The sequence below is a fragment of the Paenibacillus sp. GXUN7292 genome, from assembly GCF_050864975.1.
In the GTDB taxonomy this organism is placed as follows: domain Bacteria; phylum Bacillota; class Bacilli; order Paenibacillales; family Paenibacillaceae; genus Pristimantibacillus.
The window spans coordinates 1-19,477 of sequence record NZ_JBOZWO010000063.1; the positions used below are offsets into that span (position 1 = coordinate 1).

A 19,477-nucleotide genomic window follows, 5' to 3' on the forward strand; every position below is an offset into this window, starting at 1 on the left:
CTCTATGTGTGAACAAAACACGTTTTTAGGCTCCTTTTGCCAACAATAAGGCTGCTCAGCTTCGTTAGAAATTTAAAACAAGCTTTTTTGGCTTGATAGCGCTTCTGACATTCGTTACATTTTCTAAAAAGGGATTCTCAACGTAAAAGTACGAACGATTGTTCTTTAAGGAATTGGCATATCATGGTAGAATGGTGAAGGGGAAGGATTAGTAACATAGTAAACAGTAAATGATGAGGAAGACTTAAAGGAGTCTGTATGTTAAATCAAATTGTTAAATTTTACAAGAAAAAGATAACGCCCTATAGCCTTGTGTTTCAGTACTTGAAGTTTTATTATTTTAGTACATTAATACTGTTTTCTTTATTTTGTATGTCAATTATAATGTTATCTCCAATACTATTTTATGCCCTATACGGTAAAGAGTATTTAAAAACGATGTGGCTATTTTTAATATTCGGAACGTTTATAGTTCTTATATTTATTTTTTTAGAACTTATTAATAAAAAAGCTAAGAAAATACTTCATAGCAAATATAATATTGCTCCAGAATCTGGTCAATGGAGAAGCAATAATTTTGATCAGATGCAAAATCATAGATTAATTGAATATTTAAAGTTAAATCATTTGTATCATAAAGGAAAAATAGAAATTTTAATAACATCTATTAATAAAGATCTTGAGAGAAATAAGATACCATCTTTAATTGCTCCCGGTATTTTCATTTCATTATTTGTCCCATTATGGATTCAATTTTTATCTAGATTATTTGCAAATGTAACTAGTAGTGAGGCTATAAGCTTACTAATTTACACAGCTCTTACATTAGTAGGCGTTATTATTCTTTTTAATTTTTTTAGATTCTTAATTAAAGAAATGGTGGAAGCAGTATCTTTCAGTGATTCTGCTTATAAAAAAGGGCTGGTCAAAAAACTTGAGGAGCTTTTATTAACTTATCCTAGTGAAGAAAAATAACGACGATTAGAGGTGCTTTCTATTTTTCAATTTCGAGATGCCCAACAAGAAGACTTTAAGATCATTGCCACGTTTGCCCAGAATGAAGAAGAAGCTTTTTACTTTTTTCCTAAAGCGACTTTTCCAGTAGCTCCTGAACAGCTTGAGGAGGCTGCATCGGTGCGATTTTCACCAACCGTAATTTTGCATAAGGACGAAGTAGCAGGCTATTGTAATTTCTACGAAGTTAACGAAGGGAAAGAATGCTGGCTGGGCAATGTCATCGTTAATCCCAATTATAGAAAAGGTGGAGTCGGCAGCTACTTGATTGAAGTGATGAAGAAAAAGGCTGCTGAACAATATAAAGCTAATGCTTTGAATTTAATTTGCCATAATACAAACACCAAGGCTTTATTATTTTATTATAAACAAGGCTTTAAACCATATGATATGAAGCTAATAGATTACAAGGAAGCATCGCTTATTGGAATTATGCTTTCAATCTCCCTATAAATAAATACTTCCTACAACTAGTGACCCAGCCAGAAATGAACATAATTGAAGGCTGGGTTATTTTTTATATTTACTAGAAAGGATGTGCCTAATGAGCGAACTAATTGGAACTATTAGTTGGCAAGAAAAGAGCAATGATTTTCCAGCTTCCTTAAATACAGAAGTGAGTGTTTCCCCACTAGCTGCTGGTCTGGAAGCGGACGTGTTCCAGCTTGATACAAAGGATGCACAGTACGTTTTAAAAGTATGGAACCGGAGCTCGAAACCGGATCTCTCCATTCAATATAAGTTTTTAGATAGTTTGTTTAATCTTGGTGCTGCTGTATCTAGACCTTATGGCTGGGGGATTGATAAAAATAACAATGGCGTATTATTAACCAGTTATGATGGTATGCCCATTCGAAAGGTTAGTTCTTCAAAGCTAAACAACTTTGCTAAAATGCTGGTGGACATACATAAGCTTGAACTAGAAAAAACTGATTTTAGCACAATTCCTAAATGTGATTTTATTACTTACTTCTATCCGAGAATTGATGAGCATCTGGACATTAAAGAAGTACTGGTTCCACTTGTTGAAATGTCGAACATGAAAAATAGCTCTCCTATTCACGGCGACTATAACCTGGGAAATATTGTTGAGAACAATAACAAGTTCACCATAATTGACTGGACAAATATTCAATTAGGCGATCCGCGATATGATATTGCTTGGTCCATTATTTTGATGTGGATTTATGTAAGCGAAAGGAACAGTAACCTTTATCGGTCTGCTTTTATTTCAGCTGGCAATTATAGCGCGGAAGAATTAGAGGTATTCGAAGCAATTGCTTGCCTACGATGGATATTATTAAACAGACTGTTCAGCCTTCCTAAAAGAACCAATACAAAAGCTACGATAAAATCGATCATAGGAAAAAATAAATTTTTACAGGATGGTTTATTTTAAATAAAAATGAAGAAAAAAGTGATAGTTACGTAGTCTGGCAGCAACAGAATAGACGAGGTGGAATTATGGATTTTGAAAACCAAGAATTAATTATTACGCATGCAACGATAGACGACGCTCCAATCATATTAAGTCTTTGGAAGGGTTCTGCTGAGTGGCTTCAATCGAATAATATAAAGCAATGGAACCCAGAGGCTTTCAGTTTAGAGCAAGTTCTTAAATTTGTGAATGACGGATCAGATGTTTATCTTGCAACAATTGATAACGAAATTGCGGGAACTTATTTAATTACGTGGCAAGACCCTTTCATATGGAAAGAGCTTGATAATTCCGACGCTGGCTACATCCATAAATTTGCTGTGAATAGAAAATTTAAAGGCAAGGGAATTGGCTCAAAGCTTTTAAGGTCTGCTGAAGAGCAAATTAGAGACAAGGGTAAAAAATATATAAGGCTGGATTGCATGGCTGACAATAATAGGCTAAATCAATATTACAGAGATGCAGGATATCAGTTTGTTAGAAGATTGGATTCAGAAGGCTGGAGTGCTCATTTATATGAGAAAAGATAATATTAATGCAAGAGGCTGTTCACAAAAATCACTACTCGAAAGGGGGATGAACATTGAGCAGAAATAAATGGCGGCTAATATCAGGCGCTGTACTTGCTGCTGTGCTAGTGGTATCAATTATTTTTGTAATTAATCAGAGCCCCCTCAAAGTAAATGGCATTACAAGAGAAAATGAAGAAAATAAAGCGATTATTTTAGAGGTTATTAATAAGGGGGATTTTGATATACAGTTAGTGGAGGTTATGGTTAACAACAATAATGACCTGCAAAAAGTTGAATTAGGTGTTAGTCATTCCTTTCATGCAGTAGCAGGTGGAGGACTCGATGAGGATCCGGATATTAAGTTTGTGCCTATTACAGAACATAAAATCAAACCTGATTTGACCCCGGAAGAAAGAACTGTAAAACTTGAAAGCAAAGATTATCCTATACATTTTGGAATACGCTTGTTTAGCAATGAGCCAATTATAGATGTAAAAGTAAAATATAAATATTTAGGTTTTACATACACGAAAACGATGACGTTGGATGAATGGCCACAGTCAAATTTTTAATGATTTTTCGAAAATGATCGCAAATTAAAGAGGATATATGCCTTTGGAGCTAACTGTATTTCCAGTAGTTGGTTTTATGGAATTTTATTTATTTGCAGTTCTAAGGGGAAAAACTCAGGCCGTTGAAAAACGCTAACGGAACTGAGGAGACTGTCGATTAATTGTGGGCAACTATTAAAAAGCAATAGAAAGGGGAAACGGAGAGCAAGAATGGGAATGGAGAAGCGGCAGCGTCCGCCTTTGTAGGCCAATTTTATCCTCAACAGGGTTTATTTATTAAGAAAAATTGGACTACAACAGCGGTCGGAATCCCAATCTTGATCGCAGTGGCACCCCTTCTTATTGCTTGTTGTCTTAACCACAATTAATCGACAGTCTCCTGAGACACGCTATTGTACGGAAATCAGCTTATTCTAAAGTCTAAAGGAACTGAGAAACCTTATTTACTCAAAATCACTATCTAAACGAGGAAAAGATTACCTATAGCGCTCCACAGTTCCGTTACAGTTTTAAAACACCTTTTTATTGCTAAATAGAGCCTCTCAGTTCCGTTACAATCCTAAACAGATGGCATTACGACTTTTGCTCGGTTATTTAACTTCTACAACGAATCGACGGCTTCCCGCTTACTAGTAGTATTGTACACAAAACCCAGTCTAAGATGAGTGTTATCAGAGGCTGGGTCTTATTATATATGATGAGGGGATAAAAATTGAACAAGATTAAAGGGATTATTTTTGATATGGATAACACGATACTGCGATCAAGAATTGACTTTGCCTCGATGAAAAATGATACCTTTCAGTTTCTTGTATCCCACGGGATACTTCAACCAAATATAATACTTAACAACCATACCACGGCGACAATCATTGAGAAAGCTATAAATACTAACTTGATGACTGAACAGTTAATTCAAAAAATGTGGGAAATTCCAACTAGGTATGAAACTGAAGGAATGTTAGACGCGGATCTTGAACCTGGCGCCATAGAGCTTTTAGAGCAATTGAGCAGCGAATACTGTATGGTTATTGTAACCAATAACGCCATCGAAGCTGCAGAAACGGCACTAAAAAATAATAAAATCATACATTACTTTGATTGTGTTGTTGGAAGGGGACTTATGGGTTCATTAAAGCCGTCTCCTGACGGGTTTCATTATATATTAAGAAAGTATGACCATATTCCGGCAGAAGAATGGATTTCTGTTGGAGATTCATGGATAGATGGCAAAGCCTCTAGAGGAGCAAATATTAATTTTATATCCTATCAAGGCGATATTGAGAAAATGAATAGGATGGGTGTTTTTCCATTTGCAGAGATTATGGATATTAGGGGACTAGTAAGGTTTTTATAGTGCGGAAGGGGATGCGCCAATGAACAGAATAGCTAATATTAGAGCAGAAGAGAAGAAATATCATGATCTCTGCTACGAGCAATATCATTTATTTGAGCCAGGCACATGGCTGCATAAACCAGTTAAAACGGTTATCGATCTTTTACAGAAATATAATAACAAAGAATACCTTAGTGTGCTTGATCTAGGGGCTGGGATTGGCCGGAATAGTATTCCTATAGCCGAGTCTATGAAAAATCGAGATGGTAAAGTAGTTTGCGTGGATATTTTAGAGTCCGCCATTAACAAATTGAATGAATACAGCAAGCAATATGGGGTTGAACCATTCATTGAGTCAAAATTATCAGATATTGAGCAATTTATAATTGAGCGGCATAAATACGATATTATTGTAGCTGTCTCCGCCTTAGAGCATGTGAGTTCAGAAAAGGCATTAATGAGTAAGCTTAATGAAATGGTTCTGGGAACCAAGCACGGCGGAGCCAATTGTATAATAATTGGATCTAATATCCGGGAAGTAGGCTTAGAAAGCGGACTAGAATTAGATCCAATGTTTGAAATTAATTTACCTACGGAAACCATGCTGGAATTACTCGACCAACAATATACTGGATGGGAAATTCAAAATAGATTTGTAAAACAGCTGCAATATGAAATTGATAGAAACGGGCAGCGTGTAGAATTAACGACAGACTGCATTACCTTTGTAGCTAAGAAGAGACTTTAACTCCGGGAGGCTGTTTATGGGAATTGAATGGTATGACATGATCGCTAGGAAGAACGGTGGTTATAAAAATACGGCTGTATTTTCAATCGAAGGAACCTCGGCTGAACAAATTTTCGAAGAGCGGTTAAGAAAAGAACTATTCCAATCCCAATCCGTTTTAGATGCTGGATGCGGACACGGGGAGTTTACGCTCAAGATGTCAAAATATTCGCGATCTATTGTCGGATTTGATAATTCCATTGAAATGATTAAGATTGCTCAAGCTATTCTTAAAGAAAGCAATGCAAGCAATGTAAATTTTGTCTATGCTACTACCAAAACAGATTTGCCATTTTCAGACAGGCAGTTTGACTTGATTTATAACAGAAGAGGACCAACCTCTATATTAAAACATAGTAGAATTCTGCGTTCAGGAGGCACGGTATTTGGCATCCACTCGGGGGCGTTAGAAATGGTGAAGGAACGATTACATGGCAACGGATTTATAAATATTGAAATTGAAGAATTTAACAATGCTACGTGTTACTTCCCTGATGAGATGGAGTTTGCCAAGTTTATTTCCGGAATACCAGGAAATCCCGACTATACTAAACCAGAACTTAAAGATGAATTAAACAAGTTAATTCGTGAGAATGTTGTTAATGGAAAACTTGGAATGAAAGAATACAGATATATATGGAAAGCTAATAAAATGTAGAATGTGGAGAATGAGCGATGAAACATAAACCTTTAGATGCTTACCTTCATGCATCAGCATATATTGATTATTTTGATAAACGAATACAGCAGCTTATAGCTACTTTTACACAGGAACATGAGATCGATAAGATAAGAGCTGTTTTTGAGTATGTCCGAGATGAGATAAGCCATTCTTATGATATTAAAAATAATACAGTAACAAGAAAAGCCTCCGAGGTATTAGAAAATAAACATGGCATTTGCTATGCCAAATCACATCTGCTGGCAGCGCTATTGAGAGGAATGGGCATACCTTCAGGTATTTGTTACCAACGATTAACGCTGTATGACAAGCCGGAAGACGGGTATTGTATACATGCTTTAAATACGGTATATCTAAAAGAATACAATAAATGGATACGGTTAGATGCAAGAGGCAACAAGGAAGGCGTTAATGCTCAATTTTCGATTCATAAAGAGCAGCTCGCTTTTCCAATCAGAGCAGCGTACGGTGAAAAAGATTACACTACTAACTTCGATGAGCCCCACCCGGATATTAGTAAAACATTAGAGGCCTATACGGATGGTTTAAGAATGTACCAGGAAGGATTGCCAGCCGATTTGAGTGAGGAAAATACGAAAGAATAAAGGATGAAGCCATTGAAAACGGTCGTGCTTAATGAAATGAAGCTGATTGGAATTAGAGTAGTGTGTCCCGGTGATCAATACGTGTATGAAATTCCAAAGGCTTCCCACGCGCTTAAAGAAAGACTGAATGAAATAAGGAATGTGGTAAGCCCCGCAAGAGTTGTTGGAGCGTTTATTGCCGGTGATTTTACGGAAGAAGAAGATGGTTATTGGGTATGTGTAGAAGTAAATGAAGTTAGAGATGTTCCCAAAGGCATGGTTTCTTTATTGGTTCCTAAGCAGAAATATGCAGTCATTACTCATACTGGAACTAAGCATGAAATTAGGAATACGTATGAGCTTCTTCATAAATGGATTAAAGATAATGGATTTGAAAGAATTCAAAGGTCCTGGCATCTGGAAATTGCTGAAGAATGGGGAAAAAAAGATGTAGGGGAAGAGCATATCGATTTATACGACACGATTAAATAGAACAGATACAAACGACCTGGAGCATGCTCAACAGATAATAGCTAACGAAATAGGCATGAAGGAGCATACAAATGACAAACTATATTGGGATGAAAAAATTGACTACCTAATGAGAACAGCTCAATCGAGCATAGTTCGGCTTGGCGTGCTGCAGCAGCTATTTGAACAAGACACTCAGCGAAGCGGTAGTTCGAATTATAAAAACCAAAGAGGTGCAGTCCAATGAGCCAACCATTTGCATTTTCACGTATTGGATACGTATATGTGCCAACAACTAAAATCGATGAGTCTATTGCGTGGTACAAAAAGAACTTGAGTTTTAAATTAATGAACAAATTTGAGGATCGAGGTTCATTATTGGCCGTAATGCATCATCCGCATAAAAATTCTATCGCCCTGCTCTTAATAGAGACTCAGAATAGCAACCCATTGGAGATTACGAGAAACGATAAACCATTCCCAATCATGGCCATCAATTGCCCGGATATTGAATATACATATCAATTGTTAAAGAGCAGCGGAACAGAGGTTGACGAGCTGCACACCCTTGGCGCCGGGGAAGCGAAGTATTTTTATTTTAGAGATAATGAAGGGAATTTACTGGAAGCGGCATGGTCCATTTGGGATCCGAAAGATGATTTTAAGGAGGGCTTTGTACAGCAGGCTTCCAGCTAGAGGCGAAAGGTCAGTATTTGATGAAGTATCTAGCAAATTTAAAGCAAGTACGGATTAAGGAGAGTAAATAATGGTTTATTTTGAATACTTGGAAAAAGTGAAAGAAATGTTAACTCGTGCAGCGAAGGAACAACAGCAAGTAATTGAGGATGTAATAGCTTTACTTGATCATACTTTTTCAAATGGCGGAGTGCTGCATGTATTTGGTGCAAGTCATGCAGGTATTATAACAGAGGAATTATTTTATCGTGCTGGAGGCTGGATTCCAGTCAATCCTATATTTGCAGAAGGGCTAATGCTCAATACGAAACCAATTACAAAAACATCTGCACTGGAACGTCTTCATGGGTATGCGGAAATTGTATTGGAAGGTGTGGACTTTCAACCCAAGGACGTTTTGTTGGTACATTCTGTGTCCGGGCGAAATGCTTTAGCTATCGATATTGCAATGTTTGTAAAAGCAAAAAATATTCCCGTAGTCGCTTTGACTTCAGTAGCCTTTTCCTCCATGCAGCCATCACGGCATAATAGCGGGCTTCGACTTTACGAGGTGGCTGATATTATTCTGGATAACTATGCAGAGTTCGGTGATGCTGCAATTGGGCTGCCGGGCTCCGATCTAAAAGTAGGACCAACTTCAACAGTTGTAGGTACGGCGCTTCTTCAAACGATAATGGTAGAGGTAGCTAGACGTTTTGCAGCAAGTGGAAAGCCGCTTCCTGTGTTTGTTAGTGCTAATGTTGAAAATGGCGAAGAGAAAAACGATTACTGGCTTGAGAAATATAAAGGACGCGTTAATTATATATAATTAATACGTGTTAAAATTTGCAAGCTTGTTTCTCTTGATGACATAACAATAACAAATGCTAACCAAAGCAATCTTGAAATTAATATGATCGAGAGGAGGCAAAACATTGCGATCTAAATACCTCGTATTTTGTATTTTTATTATTATTGTAAGTCTTCTTATCACACAGTCCTATTCCTCAAGCGGCTATTCTTCACCTGAAAAAGCTCTGAATAATACAAACTCTCCGCCAAAAAAGATATTAGAACAAGTTGAAGTTGCTGATGGGGTTTTTCTGTTCTATGAAGAAGAAGATCAAGTTGTTGGCGCTTCGTTAATTAGAAAAAAGTCAAACAAATGGATCAGAGGCTTTGGCGACTTATTGCAACCCTATTCAACAGATCAAGTCGTAACGGGCAAATGGGTTAATATTGATCATTTACCTGCGGCGGGCGAAGGGTATCAATTATTTTGGGGAATTGTACATGATCCAAACATTACAAAGGTAGAAATAAAATATATAGGTGATCGGAAAATAGATGGCGAAGTATATATGTTCGATACGCCTTATGGCTATAAAGTATGGTACTTAATTAGCAATAAATATTATGGGAGTATGCCCGGATTAGATATAACGGGATTTAACGATCTTGGCGAGACGATATTCGAAAGTCACTAATGAAAGACACCCGCATCTTATGGATGTCGAGTGTCTTTACTGCTTGTAAGCTATTTGATGAAAGTCATATTGAAATTCAAGCCTGGCCAATTACTTTTAAAATATCACTGGGACGCAGTAAAACATGCCCAGCCGGCAAGCTTTTATCGACCGCTCCCCAAGCAGCTAATGCGAAATCAACACCTGCACCCTTGGCGCATTCCATATCGTACACAGAGTCTCCGATATACAACACATCATGGGCACTCAGCTTGGCCAGTTCCAAATATTTCAGAAGCGGTTCGGGGTGAGGCTTATGGCGTTCAGTATCGTCTGCACATACAGCATGCGCAAAAAAACGCTCCAATGCATGCGGAATAAACTCATGCTGAAATTGCTTTTTTGTCTTTGACGTGACAATTCCCATAGGAAAATTCACTAATGCAATAGCTGAAAGAATATCTTCAATTCCTGGAAATACGCTTATTAAATTATTGTGTTTCGCGAAATAAATAGACATGCTGTTTAAAGCAGCTTCCAATTCATGTTCACTAATGCCAAAGCTGGCAAAGGTTCGTGCGCTTGGCGTACCAAATTCTTGTGCCATCCGTTCATAGCTGATCTCAATTCCTTTGAAATTGCGCACAGTTTCTATAAGTGATAGAGTAATAGCTTTTTCAGTATCAATCAGTGTTCCGTCCAAATCAAAAGCTACAGCTTTATAGGTCATAAACATACACTTCCTTCTGTGCAAATACACAATAATTGAGATGTGAAGTGGCAACCAGGTCCCCCAACCCGATTGCCATCGCACAAAATTGCCGTATTATTAACAACGTTACGCCCTTGTCAAAGAGGTACCGTGCACGATAGAATTAAATTGCATAAGTGCTTGTGCGGGATCCGCAGCTTGCCATATGTTCCGTCCGATGACGATGCCCTTGACCCCCAATTGCATCGCTCGCTCCATCTTGGACAGGAACGCATTGAAATTGTCAGTTTGCGGTCCTCCCGCCAAAAATACCGGCGCATTAACGCTTGCCAAAATTTCCTTCAAAACTCCCTCATCCTGCGGGTAATCGATTTTTAAAATATCGGCCCCTAACTCGTATGCTATCCGTACTGTTTTTACAACTTCAGCCCCAGTAACATTACTGCCTAGTGTAAAAGCCTCGACTACCAGCGGCATTCCCGATTCTCGGCATTGCTCTGCGATCGTTGCTACATGCCTGGTATGCTCAGCATCTTGATCTTCAGGTACACCGCTAGATCGTATATACCAAATAACGGCTGCATCAGCATTGACACGTAGCGCATCCTGAACGGTAGCTATGGCGGAAATGTTTAAGTGCTGCGGTGTTGGCAGGTCAAATGCATTTGTACGATCAAGCCGCAGCCAGAAGGCCGAATGCTCCGATTGACCAAGACTTGATGCGGCCCAGAGACTAGCTTTAGGTCCCAGCAGAATGGCATCGGCACCGCCATTGATACAGGTGCTGCTTATCGCTCCAAGGTCATGCAGACCTTGCTTCACTCCTGCAGATAATCCGTGATCCAGTCCAACAACCATAGCTTTGCCGTCTTTGCGAAACAATTTGGACAGCCTTCGCTGAAAACCAAGGCCTGTTAAAGTTGTATATTGATTTGTAACTGTCATGTCGTCACCTCTCTGACCACTTTCAAAAAAAGCAGTAGTTGATATTTGTTAAGCGGTATGGTTCTGCTCCTATTTGGCAGCGATAATCTCATCTTTCCTTACTTTCTCCAGCGTAATACTGGGCTGGGAATGGGAGAATAGACGGGATACAACATAGCGGTATAGAACGCTCCCAATTATGCCTCCAGCTATCGGTCCGCCAATCGTGATAAGCATGGAGAGCCCTTCTCGCGGCCCAGGGAATGCTGCGGGTCCAAAGCCCATGAAGGCGAGCATGATTCTTGGACCAAGATCGCGGGCCGGATTAAGCGTTGTCATCGTATGAGCCGCTGTTAACACCGTCAGCATAGTGATAAGCACAATTAATCCAAGCGGCAATCCCCATGAGACCGGTGAGTGGCCATTACGTGCTTCCGTTAAGACAAGTACGACGATAACAAGCACGGCTGTAGCCAGCAATTCGGTAGTGAATCCACGCCACACAGGCACAATCGAGTAGGCATGCGCATCGATGCCGACAATCCAAGGATGCGGAGAGTAGGGCGCAAGCATCATGGCAACTTTCTCGCTGCCTGCCGCACCAATAACAATCCCGTTGCGTACCGCGAAGTCGCGGATGGCATCACCGAATACGAGTACAACACTTGCTGCTCCCGCCAAAGCGCCCGTTACCTGAGCCGTCCAATAAGGGAGGACTTGACGCCATGGATGACGTCCAATAACTGCAAAGCCAAGTGTAACTGCAGGGTTAAAATGTGCGCCAGAAACAGATCCGGCAACCCAGACCGCAATACCGACAGAAAATCCCCATGCCAGCCCTGCACTGAACAAATCAGATGCTTGCCCATAAATAACGGCGATGACAACAGCTGAACAGCCAAAAAGGATAAGTAAAAAAGCGCCGAGCGCTTCGCCTGCATATTTTTTCAGCCAACTGGTTTCCATGCCTGTTCCCCTCCTATTGCTCCTGTTTTTCAAGCACTTGTTCAAGCAGCTCACTCAAGCGTTCATTACGGGCATAAGAGATTTGTGTACCGGAGCGTGTAACGCTATCGGAGGCAAGCACATTAGCTAATTCAATGGCTTTGATCGGCTCAAGCCCGGCAGCTATTCCGTAGGAGAAAGCGCCGCAGAAGGCATCTCCAGCTCCTGTTGTGTCTTTGGCATTAACGATAGGCGCCGGCATAGCTAATACTTCTTGTCCGCTGCCAGCCATATAGAGTAAAGCGCCGTTTTCGCCTAGTGTAACAACCAGATTAACACCAGTATAATCACCAAATTGCCGCACAGCTTGATGCAGGTTTGCAGGATCAATGCCGGCCATTTCGTTTGCTATAAGGGCAAACTCTGTTTCATTTGGGATAAGCCAGTCTGTAAGATCCAGAATTTCTTTTAGGACAGGAGCTGCAGGGCCTGGATTCAAAATGGTCGTTGCGCCTACAGCCTTGGCTCGCTGGAAGCCGCGCAAAATAGTGGGCTGAGGTATTTCTAGCTGGGAGATGATTGCATCAGGACGCGGAAGCTGATCGAACGCTTCATCAACTAATTCAGGTGAAACATTTTCATTGGCACCAGCGCCAAGCACGATTCGATTGTCGCTAGATGGTTCCACCCAAATCGCTGCTACGCCGCTGTAATTGCCTGGTATTGTTTTTACAAACGAGGTATTAACGCTGTTCTTCTCGAATTCTTCAAACCATTTTGGCCCGAAAATATCATCGCCAACACAGGTTACCATAGATACTTTTGCACCAAGTATGGCTGACATTATCGCTTGGTTTGCGCCTTTTCCGCCGAAGCCTTGTGCGAACCCGCGCCCAAAAACAGTTTCACCGCGCTGTGGGAAACGCTCAAGATAAGATAGAAGATCGACCATATTGCTGCCTACTACCGTAATGTTTGGATGTTGTTTCATGGAAAGTGCCTCCTAAAATTTACTGTCAGTATGAATCTCTCTTTAAACATTTATTTTTGCACAGCCCATCCGACAATAGTCCAATTACACGATTCAATATAGCGCTTACATTTCTAAGCGTCAATCTTCATTTAAAACGTTGCCACAAGTTAAAGATGCTATATAGAGCAGACTCGCATCAGTGTTCATCAATCACCTCTATTCACACATTTTGGATGAAAAAGACGCCTGAAAGTAAGAGGTGGTTTTTAATAGTTGTACAATAATGTATATATACCTCTATATACGTCTAGTTGAAGATTACCATAACTAATTTGAAATTGTCAATTGGCTTATTTAGATTTTTTAATTTCAATATTGACTAGAAACAAAAAAACACCTCCTGCAAGAGGAGGTGTTGCATTTGAAAGATGACCATTAGCGCTCAAGAATTGAGGTCAATTTCATAAGATCGCTGCGCAGCCACACTTCGGAATACTCGATCGGTGTATGATCCGCAGCATATGTAATCTGCTCCAAGAAGATAAGTGGAGTTCCTATATCTATTCCAAATATAGAGGAGATTCGTTCGTCAGAGCCGCGCGCAACGAATGAACGCTTGCCGTGATGAATAGCTAAGCCGTAATCTTGCTCAATAATCGAGAAGAGCGTTTCTTTTTCAAAATCATAACTGTCCAGGTTCGGAAAGAGTTTGACTGGCAAATAGTTTTCAAGATAGACAAATGGGCAATTATCTATGGATCGGACACGCTGCAGAAAGTGAATAGGGTCGCCTTTGGATAAACCTAAGTGTTTGTCGACCGGTTTGGCTGCTTCTATTATATTCATGCCTAAAAGGCTTGTTGAGAAATCAATTTTCTCGCCGTAGAGTGACTCGGAAATCGATACAAGCCGTTCTGCAGCAGCCGACTCGATTTGCTTGCCAACAACGAACGTGCCTTTTCCATGAATTTGAATAAGGACATCTTCATCGATTAAGTTTTTAATAGCTTGTTTAATAGTACCTCTGCTAATTTCAAGCGATGCAGCAAGATCTGTTTCGGATAGAAGCTTATATTTAGGGCCCCATTCTCCGCTTTCGATCTTTTCTTTGATCCAATTCTGTACTTGAATATATAGTGGTTCTGGACTTTGCTTATCAATAACTAACATAGTGTCATCACCCTTATTAAACGTTCATATACATTACTATACCTTTAAGCGGTTAATATGTACATGTATTCTTTGTTTATTTATCAACAAATCAGTGAATAGATGGAAAAAATGTAACGCAAATATTGTTGCTAATTCTTTTTCATTCGTGCTTTTAACTGCTCCTGTTTACATGTAAAATGGATGAAAGAATGTAAAGGGAAGGTACGGATGGTTATGATATTTAACTCACAGCATCGTGATAACAGCCGGTCGGCGCGCATAAGCATGGCTTTGTTCCGCATGTCGCAAGCTATAAAAAAACTGACACAGGCGGAAAGCGACGCGCTTGGATTGTCACCTGCACAAATTCAAGCGCTGCTGTTTGCTTCCCATACTAGAAATGATGCCGCAACGGTTGGCAATTTTGCGAAAGCAATCGGCGCTTCGCATGTTACGGCAGTAAAGATCATGAATGGTTTAGTGGGCAAGGGGCTTGTTGCCAAGGTTCAAAAAGCTGACGACCGTCGCGTTACACTGCTGGAGTTAACTTCAAAAGGCGAGGAAGTGGCGTATCAGCTTCAGCATTGGGGACAATCGCTGGAGACTGAGCTGCAGCAGATCTCAGAGGAAGCACTAGCTCATCTCGAGCTTGGTCTTGGCGCTATTATTTCAGCGATGCAAGGACGGGGGCATTTGATCGTGTCGGAGCCTTGCTTGGGCTGTATTCATTTTATGTCTAATGCTGAGGATTCGGATAATCCGCATTATTGCAAGCTCGTTCAAAAATATATTTCACATGAAGCCTCTCTCAAAGAATGCCCCGAGCATACCCCTTTTAATGGCAATTGAACAATTGCCATTGCTCTATCTCCAAGCTTCTGTTTATATTGATTTAATAATAGGAATATCCTATCGAAATGATATTATTTATTGGATTGAACAATGATTCCCGACCGACTATACTAAACGGAAAAGCGCACGATTCCAAGCATAGGGAAGGAGAAGGGTGGCGTTCATGACATTGAATCTGTTAAGAAAAGATGCTTTTTCCAAAGCGGCATTCGTCGAGGCAAAGCGGGTCATCCCAGGTGGAGTGAACAGTCCGGTTCGCTCTTTTTCTGCGGTCGGTTTGACACCAGTTTTTATTGTAGGCGGACAGGGCTCGCGTGTATTTGATATCGACGGCAATCAATTTATTGATTTTATCGGTTCCTGGGGTCCTCTCATATTGGGGCATGCACATCCGGAGGTCGTCGCAGCGATCAGCAATGCAGCAATGCAAGGCACAAGCTTTGGCTTGCCGACTGAAATAGAAACTAAAATGGCCAAATTGATCTGCGAAACCATTCCATCAATAGAAATGGTACGCATGGTTAATTCCGGAACAGAGGCGGCCATGAGCGTAATGCGTCTGGCAAGAGGCTATACGAAGCGGTCCAAAATTGTGAAGTTTCAAGGCGGCTATCACGGACATGCTGATGATTTGCTCATTAAGTCAGGATCGGGTGTCGCCACATTGGGGCTGCCGGATAGTCCGGGCGTGCCGAAAGAAGCAGCTGCGAATACGATAACTGTTCCCTACAACAGCATAGCCAGCGTCCGCCTTGCTTTTGAGCATTTTGGCGAGCAGATTGCCGGGGTAATCGTTGAGCCGGTAGCGGGAAATATGGGAGTTGTGCCGCCTTTGCCGGGATTTCTGCAGGAACTGAGAAAGATAACAGAGCAATATGGAAGCTTGCTTATTTTTGACGAGGTCATGACTGGGTATCGTGTAGATTATCATGGCGCGCAGGGGCTGTACGGAATTAAGCCTGATCTGACGTGTCTTGGTAAAATTATCGGCGGCGGGCTGCCAGTAGGTGCATATGGCGGCAAGCGGGCTATTATGGAACAGATCGCCCCGATAGGTCCGATTTATCAAGCTGGAACTTTATCGGGCAATCCGCTTGCGATGGCAGCCGGATATTCGACCTTGCAGCTTCTGGGCCAGCCGGATATTTACTATGAACTGGAACAAAAATCGGCCAGATTGGCGGAAGGCTTTATTGAAAACTCCGAAATGACGGGCATACCGCTCCAGGTAAATCGGGTTGGTTCGATGCTATGTGCTTATTTTACCGAGCAGAATGTCGTTGATTACGATACGGCACGGCTATCGAATATGAATATTTTCAAAAAATACTATGCCTTAATGCTTGAATATGGCATTTTGACACCGCCGACTCCCTATGAAGCAATGTTTGTATCTGCCGCTCATTCTGAGAACGATATTGAACTTGCGATTAATGCCCACTATAAAGCTTTACTAAAAATTAGCGAGGAAATGAGGGGGGAGTTATGAACATTTCGGATGTTCGCGCTCAATTTCCAATATTAAAGCAAAAGGTTCATGGCCAGCCCCTTGTTTACCTGGACAGCGCTGCATCTGCGCAAAAGCCTGTTCAGGTTATTGAAGCGCTGAAGCATTATTATGAAAACGATAATGCAAATGTGCATCGCGGCGTGCATACGCTTGGAGCGCGTGCAACCGATGCTTATGAGGGTGCGCGGGTGAAAGCTGCGCGGTTCATTCATGCCAAATCCGAACGGGAAATCGTGTTTACCCGCGGTACAACCTCTGCTATAAATCTGGTTGCTTACAGCTACACCAGGGCAGTGTGCCAGGAAGGCGACGAGATCGTCATTTCGGCTATGGAGCATCACAGCAATTTACTCCCTTGGCAGCAGGCAGCTAAAGCTGTCGGCGCCCAACTGAAATATATTCCACTGCAGCCGGATGGTACATTTACACTTGAGGATGCGGAAAGAACGATTACAAGCCGTACCAAAATAGTAGCGACTTCGCATATATCCAATGTGCTTGGCGTCGCCAACCCTGTCAAGCAACTGGCTGCCATTGCTCATAAGCATGGTGCAGCTATTCTTATTGATGGGGCGCAAAGCGCTCCGCACATCAAGGTTGATGTGCAGGAACTCGACTGTGACTTTTACACCTTTTCGGGGCATAAAATGTGTGCGCCTACCGGCATCGGTGTTTTGTATGGCAAGAAGGCGCTGCTTGATCGAATGGAACCGGCTGAATTCGGCGGAGAAATGATCGACCATGTCGATCTGCATCATTCATCGTGGAAGGAGGCGCCGTGGAAATTCGAGGGTGGAACGCCTATTATTGCTGGTGCAATCGGACTTGGCGCGGCCATCGATTTTCTTGAAGAAATTGGGATGGACAATATTGTCGAGCATGACCGGAAACTAACAGCATATGCGGTGGAGCGTTTGAAGCGGGTTGACGGTTTAACCATCTACGGCCCGGAGGATAGACGAATGGGGCTGGTAACCTTTAATTTGAATGATGTACATCCGCATGATGTTGCCACCGTACTGGATAATTACGGTGTAGCGGTTCGTGCCGGGCATCATTGCTGCCAGCCGCTTATGCGCCATTTTCAAGCTGCAGCTACAGCGCGAGCAAGTTTTTATTTGTACAATACAGAAGAAGATATTGATCGGCTTATGTTCGCGCTTCATAAAACGATACAATATTTTGACGATCAAGAATGAAGGACGCTAAAAGTATAAACATACGGATAGAGCGAATAAGAGAGCCGCGAACGTGACGGAAATAAGGAGTGCCCATGGGTACTTCTTTTTCCATGTACCAGGAGTGTATAACTCAATTTCCAGGAAATGGTGGGAATTGCAATTTGGTGCGGCCGAGTGCGACCTTTCATGGATGAATCCTGCAAAAGTACATCATTTTTTCGGGAGTTAGTACAGTTTAAGAGGGGATCCTGCAAATACTCCTAGGCCCCCTAATTGAACTGGAGTTTCCTGACCCAATAATTTAAGCTGTTATTAGAGGGGGACGAGAGGCATGAGGAAGAAGCACTTGAATCAAGAAACACGGTTGAAAATCGTAAAGGAAGCACTGGCCGGTGTTAAGGTGGGGACACTCGCCCGCATGTACGGTATTCATCCTGAAACCGTACGTGCATGGGTAAGAGACCACCGTGACGAAATCAGTCTAGAGGAGATTCCGACAGCAGATGAGCATCTACAGGAACTATGTCGACTTCAAGAGATAGAGGCACGCTTCGAACAGGCAAAAAAACTTCTTGGTGAGAAAGAGCTTGAGATCGAGATTCTTCGAGAACTCGTAAAAAAGAAGAACCCCGCTTATCTGAAAAACTTGAAGTAGCAGAACCATTTATTAAGCGGGGGGACTCAACAGCTAAAGTTCTGCGCATCCTGGAAGTCCATGAATCAACCTACTATTACCGGAAGACGCAAGATGCATCCAAGACCGAACAAGGTACCTCATGCGGAAAAAAAGGGCGTCCTGTGCCTGGATTCTCCCTTACGAACACGGGTGAAAAAGTCGACGATGAACAGATTAAACAATGGCTGCTCGAACTCCTTGAAGGAGAAGAACATATTTATGGGTACAAGAATCTAGCTCTGTGCCTCCGCAGACAGCGTGGTTTAATTCTAAACAAAAAGAAAGCATACCGCCTATGCAAGGAGTTAAGAATTCTTCAGAAACAACGGAAGAAAAAGAACAAGCATCCACGCAGAATACCGAGAAACCGGACGGTAACCGGGGTTAATCAACTATGGCAAATAGATATTAAGTACGGATACGCGTTGGGATGTCAACGATTCTTTTTCGTGCTTAGCATCATCGATGTATTTGACCGTGTAGTCGTCGGGCAGCATCGAGGTCCTGCGTGTGAGGCAAAGCACGTCGTAGAGACACTTCTCCTTGCTCTACAGGATCGCCTGGAACCTGGAGTAGCTTTACCTACTATAATGGACCGCAATTCGTTAGCAAGCTATTTGGTGACACGTGTGAGAGCCTAGGGATATACCACGAACGTATCCCGCCACGTAGTCCAAATATGAACGCATACATTGAGTCTTTTCACAGCTTGCTTGAGCGTGATCTATTCAGTCTAACTGAGTTCATGACACTTGAAAAAGCTTATGACGAGCTCGATCGTTACATGGATTTTTACAACAACCGCAGAATGCACGGTAGCCTAAAAAGCATGCCGCCAGTGGAATTCTCGCAGTGGGTCATGGAGCTGGAAGATCGAACAGAGTTTCATCGAGTCCTGTAATCTAGTGAAATATGAAGCAATTCTAAAATTGAACATTATTTGGTGGGCCAGACTCCAGATTAAGGGGGCCTAGCCGAATATACAGGATTTATAAACTTTATCGGCTAAAAAGAA

At 41.5% G+C, this 19,477-nt stretch carries 24 protein-coding genes; 19 read left to right on the plus strand and 5 right to left on the minus strand.

Annotated features, from left to right (window positions below; all coding sequences use genetic code 11):
- The first annotated feature begins 438 nt into the window (after positions 1–438).
- The 13 genes from ACRRU2_RS27255 (at position 439) to ACRRU2_RS27315 (ending at position 9,558) form a co-directional block, all read left to right on the plus strand.
- Complete coding sequence (locus ACRRU2_RS27255; RefSeq protein ID WP_432506484.1) at positions 439–975, plus strand: hypothetical protein; 537 nt, start codon at positions 439–441, stop codon at positions 973–975.
- A 12-nt stretch (positions 976–987) separates the two neighbouring features.
- Positions 988–1,467: a GNAT family N-acetyltransferase gene (locus ACRRU2_RS27260; protein WP_432506486.1), complete on the plus strand. Its 480-nt coding sequence runs from the start codon at positions 988–990 to the stop codon at positions 1,465–1,467.
- A 91-nt stretch (positions 1,468–1,558) separates the two neighbouring features.
- Positions 1,559–2,413 carry an aminoglycoside phosphotransferase family protein gene (locus tag ACRRU2_RS27265; RefSeq protein ID WP_432506488.1) on the plus strand — a complete coding sequence of 285 codons (855 nt, stop codon included), beginning with the start codon at positions 1,559–1,561 and terminating at the stop codon, positions 2,411–2,413.
- A 65-nt stretch (positions 2,414–2,478) separates the two neighbouring features.
- A complete protein-coding gene (locus ACRRU2_RS27270; RefSeq protein ID WP_432506490.1) occupies positions 2,479–2,982 on the plus strand; it encodes a GNAT family N-acetyltransferase in 504 nt (167 codons plus the stop codon).
- Between the two features lie 53 nt (positions 2,983–3,035).
- The gene (locus ACRRU2_RS27275; protein ID WP_432506492.1) at positions 3,036–3,536 is read left to right on the plus strand and encodes a hypothetical protein; all 501 of its coding nucleotides are present in this window, start codon (positions 3,036–3,038) and stop codon (positions 3,534–3,536) included.
- 712 nt (positions 3,537–4,248) lie between these two features.
- Positions 4,249–4,893 carry an HAD family hydrolase gene (locus tag ACRRU2_RS27280; RefSeq protein WP_432506494.1) on the plus strand — a complete coding sequence of 215 codons (645 nt, stop codon included), beginning with the start codon at positions 4,249–4,251 and terminating at the stop codon, positions 4,891–4,893.
- 19 nt (positions 4,894–4,912) lie between these two features.
- Positions 4,913–5,620 (plus strand): class I SAM-dependent methyltransferase, encoded by a 708-nt coding sequence (locus ACRRU2_RS27285; protein ID WP_432506496.1) that lies wholly within the window; start codon positions 4,913–4,915, stop codon positions 5,618–5,620.
- A 16-nt stretch (positions 5,621–5,636) separates the two neighbouring features.
- The gene (locus ACRRU2_RS27290; RefSeq protein ID WP_432506498.1) at positions 5,637–6,317 is read left to right on the plus strand and encodes a class I SAM-dependent methyltransferase; all 681 of its coding nucleotides are present in this window, start codon (positions 5,637–5,639) and stop codon (positions 6,315–6,317) included.
- A 17-nt stretch (positions 6,318–6,334) separates the two neighbouring features.
- A complete protein-coding gene (locus ACRRU2_RS27295) occupies positions 6,335–6,946 on the plus strand; it encodes a transglutaminase-like domain-containing protein (RefSeq protein ID WP_432506500.1) in 612 nt (203 codons plus the stop codon).
- Positions 6,947–6,949: 3 nt separating this feature from the next.
- The gene (locus tag ACRRU2_RS27300) at positions 6,950–7,417 is read left to right on the plus strand and encodes a GyrI-like domain-containing protein (protein ID WP_432506502.1); all 468 of its coding nucleotides are present in this window, start codon (positions 6,950–6,952) and stop codon (positions 7,415–7,417) included.
- Positions 7,418–7,639: 222 nt separating this feature from the next.
- Positions 7,640–8,092, plus strand: a complete 453-nt coding sequence (locus tag ACRRU2_RS27305; protein WP_331700969.1) for a VOC family protein — start codon at positions 7,640–7,642, stop codon at positions 8,090–8,092.
- Between the two features lie 70 nt (positions 8,093–8,162).
- Positions 8,163–8,900 carry a sugar isomerase domain-containing protein gene (locus ACRRU2_RS27310; RefSeq protein ID WP_432506504.1) on the plus strand — a complete coding sequence of 246 codons (738 nt, stop codon included), beginning with the start codon at positions 8,163–8,165 and terminating at the stop codon, positions 8,898–8,900.
- Positions 8,901–9,006: 106 nt separating this feature from the next.
- Positions 9,007–9,558 (plus strand): hypothetical protein, encoded by a 552-nt coding sequence (locus ACRRU2_RS27315; protein WP_432506506.1) that lies wholly within the window; start codon positions 9,007–9,009, stop codon positions 9,556–9,558.
- A gap of 76 nt (positions 9,559–9,634) precedes the next feature.
- Here the strand turns inward: ACRRU2_RS27315 and ACRRU2_RS27320 are convergent, their stop codons facing one another.
- From ACRRU2_RS27320 to ACRRU2_RS27340, 5 genes are all read right to left on the minus strand, one after another.
- A complete protein-coding gene (locus ACRRU2_RS27320) occupies positions 9,635–10,267 on the minus strand; it encodes an HAD family hydrolase (RefSeq protein ID WP_331700966.1) in 633 nt (210 codons plus the stop codon).
- Positions 10,268–10,375: 108 nt separating this feature from the next.
- Positions 10,376–11,194: a class I fructose-bisphosphate aldolase gene (locus tag ACRRU2_RS27325; protein ID WP_432506508.1), complete on the minus strand. Its 819-nt coding sequence runs from the start codon at positions 11,192–11,194 to the stop codon at positions 10,376–10,378.
- Between the two features lie 69 nt (positions 11,195–11,263).
- Positions 11,264–12,139, minus strand: coding sequence for an MIP/aquaporin family protein (locus tag ACRRU2_RS27330; protein ID WP_432506510.1), 876 nt, complete (start codon positions 12,137–12,139; stop codon positions 11,264–11,266).
- A 13-nt stretch (positions 12,140–12,152) separates the two neighbouring features.
- The gene (locus tag ACRRU2_RS27335; protein ID WP_432506512.1) at positions 12,153–13,109 is read right to left on the minus strand and encodes a ribokinase; all 957 of its coding nucleotides are present in this window, start codon (positions 13,107–13,109) and stop codon (positions 12,153–12,155) included.
- A gap of 417 nt (positions 13,110–13,526) precedes the next feature.
- Positions 13,527–14,261 carry a GntR family transcriptional regulator gene (locus tag ACRRU2_RS27340; RefSeq protein ID WP_432506514.1) on the minus strand — a complete coding sequence of 245 codons (735 nt, stop codon included), beginning with the start codon at positions 14,259–14,261 and terminating at the stop codon, positions 13,527–13,529.
- 210 nt (positions 14,262–14,471) lie between these two features.
- Here ACRRU2_RS27340 and ACRRU2_RS27345 point away from each other — a divergent pair, with 210 nt between their 5' ends.
- From ACRRU2_RS27345 to ACRRU2_RS27370, 6 genes are all read left to right on the plus strand, one after another.
- Positions 14,472–15,092, plus strand: a complete 621-nt coding sequence (locus tag ACRRU2_RS27345) for a MarR family winged helix-turn-helix transcriptional regulator (RefSeq protein WP_432506516.1) — start codon at positions 14,472–14,474, stop codon at positions 15,090–15,092.
- 166 nt (positions 15,093–15,258) lie between these two features.
- Entirely contained in the window at positions 15,259–16,584 is a 1,326-nt protein-coding gene (gene hemL / locus ACRRU2_RS27350) for a glutamate-1-semialdehyde 2,1-aminomutase (RefSeq protein WP_432506518.1), read from the plus strand.
- Positions 16,581–17,804 (plus strand): cysteine desulfurase, encoded by a 1,224-nt coding sequence (locus ACRRU2_RS27355; protein WP_432506520.1) that lies wholly within the window; start codon positions 16,581–16,583, stop codon positions 17,802–17,804. The genes hemL and ACRRU2_RS27355 overlap by 4 nt, the downstream gene beginning before the upstream one ends.
- A gap of 313 nt (positions 17,805–18,117) precedes the next feature.
- Positions 18,118–18,441 carry a transposase gene (locus ACRRU2_RS27360; protein ID WP_432506522.1) on the plus strand — a complete coding sequence of 108 codons (324 nt, stop codon included), beginning with the start codon at positions 18,118–18,120 and terminating at the stop codon, positions 18,439–18,441.
- Positions 18,442–18,584: 143 nt separating this feature from the next.
- Entirely contained in the window at positions 18,585–19,103 is a 519-nt protein-coding gene (locus ACRRU2_RS27365; RefSeq protein WP_432506524.1) for an IS3 family transposase, read from the plus strand.
- A gap of 2 nt (positions 19,104–19,105) precedes the next feature.
- Positions 19,106–19,363, plus strand: a complete 258-nt coding sequence (locus tag ACRRU2_RS27370) for an integrase core domain-containing protein (RefSeq protein ID WP_432506525.1) — start codon at positions 19,106–19,108, stop codon at positions 19,361–19,363.
- The last annotated feature ends 114 nt before the right edge of the window (positions 19,364–19,477 follow it).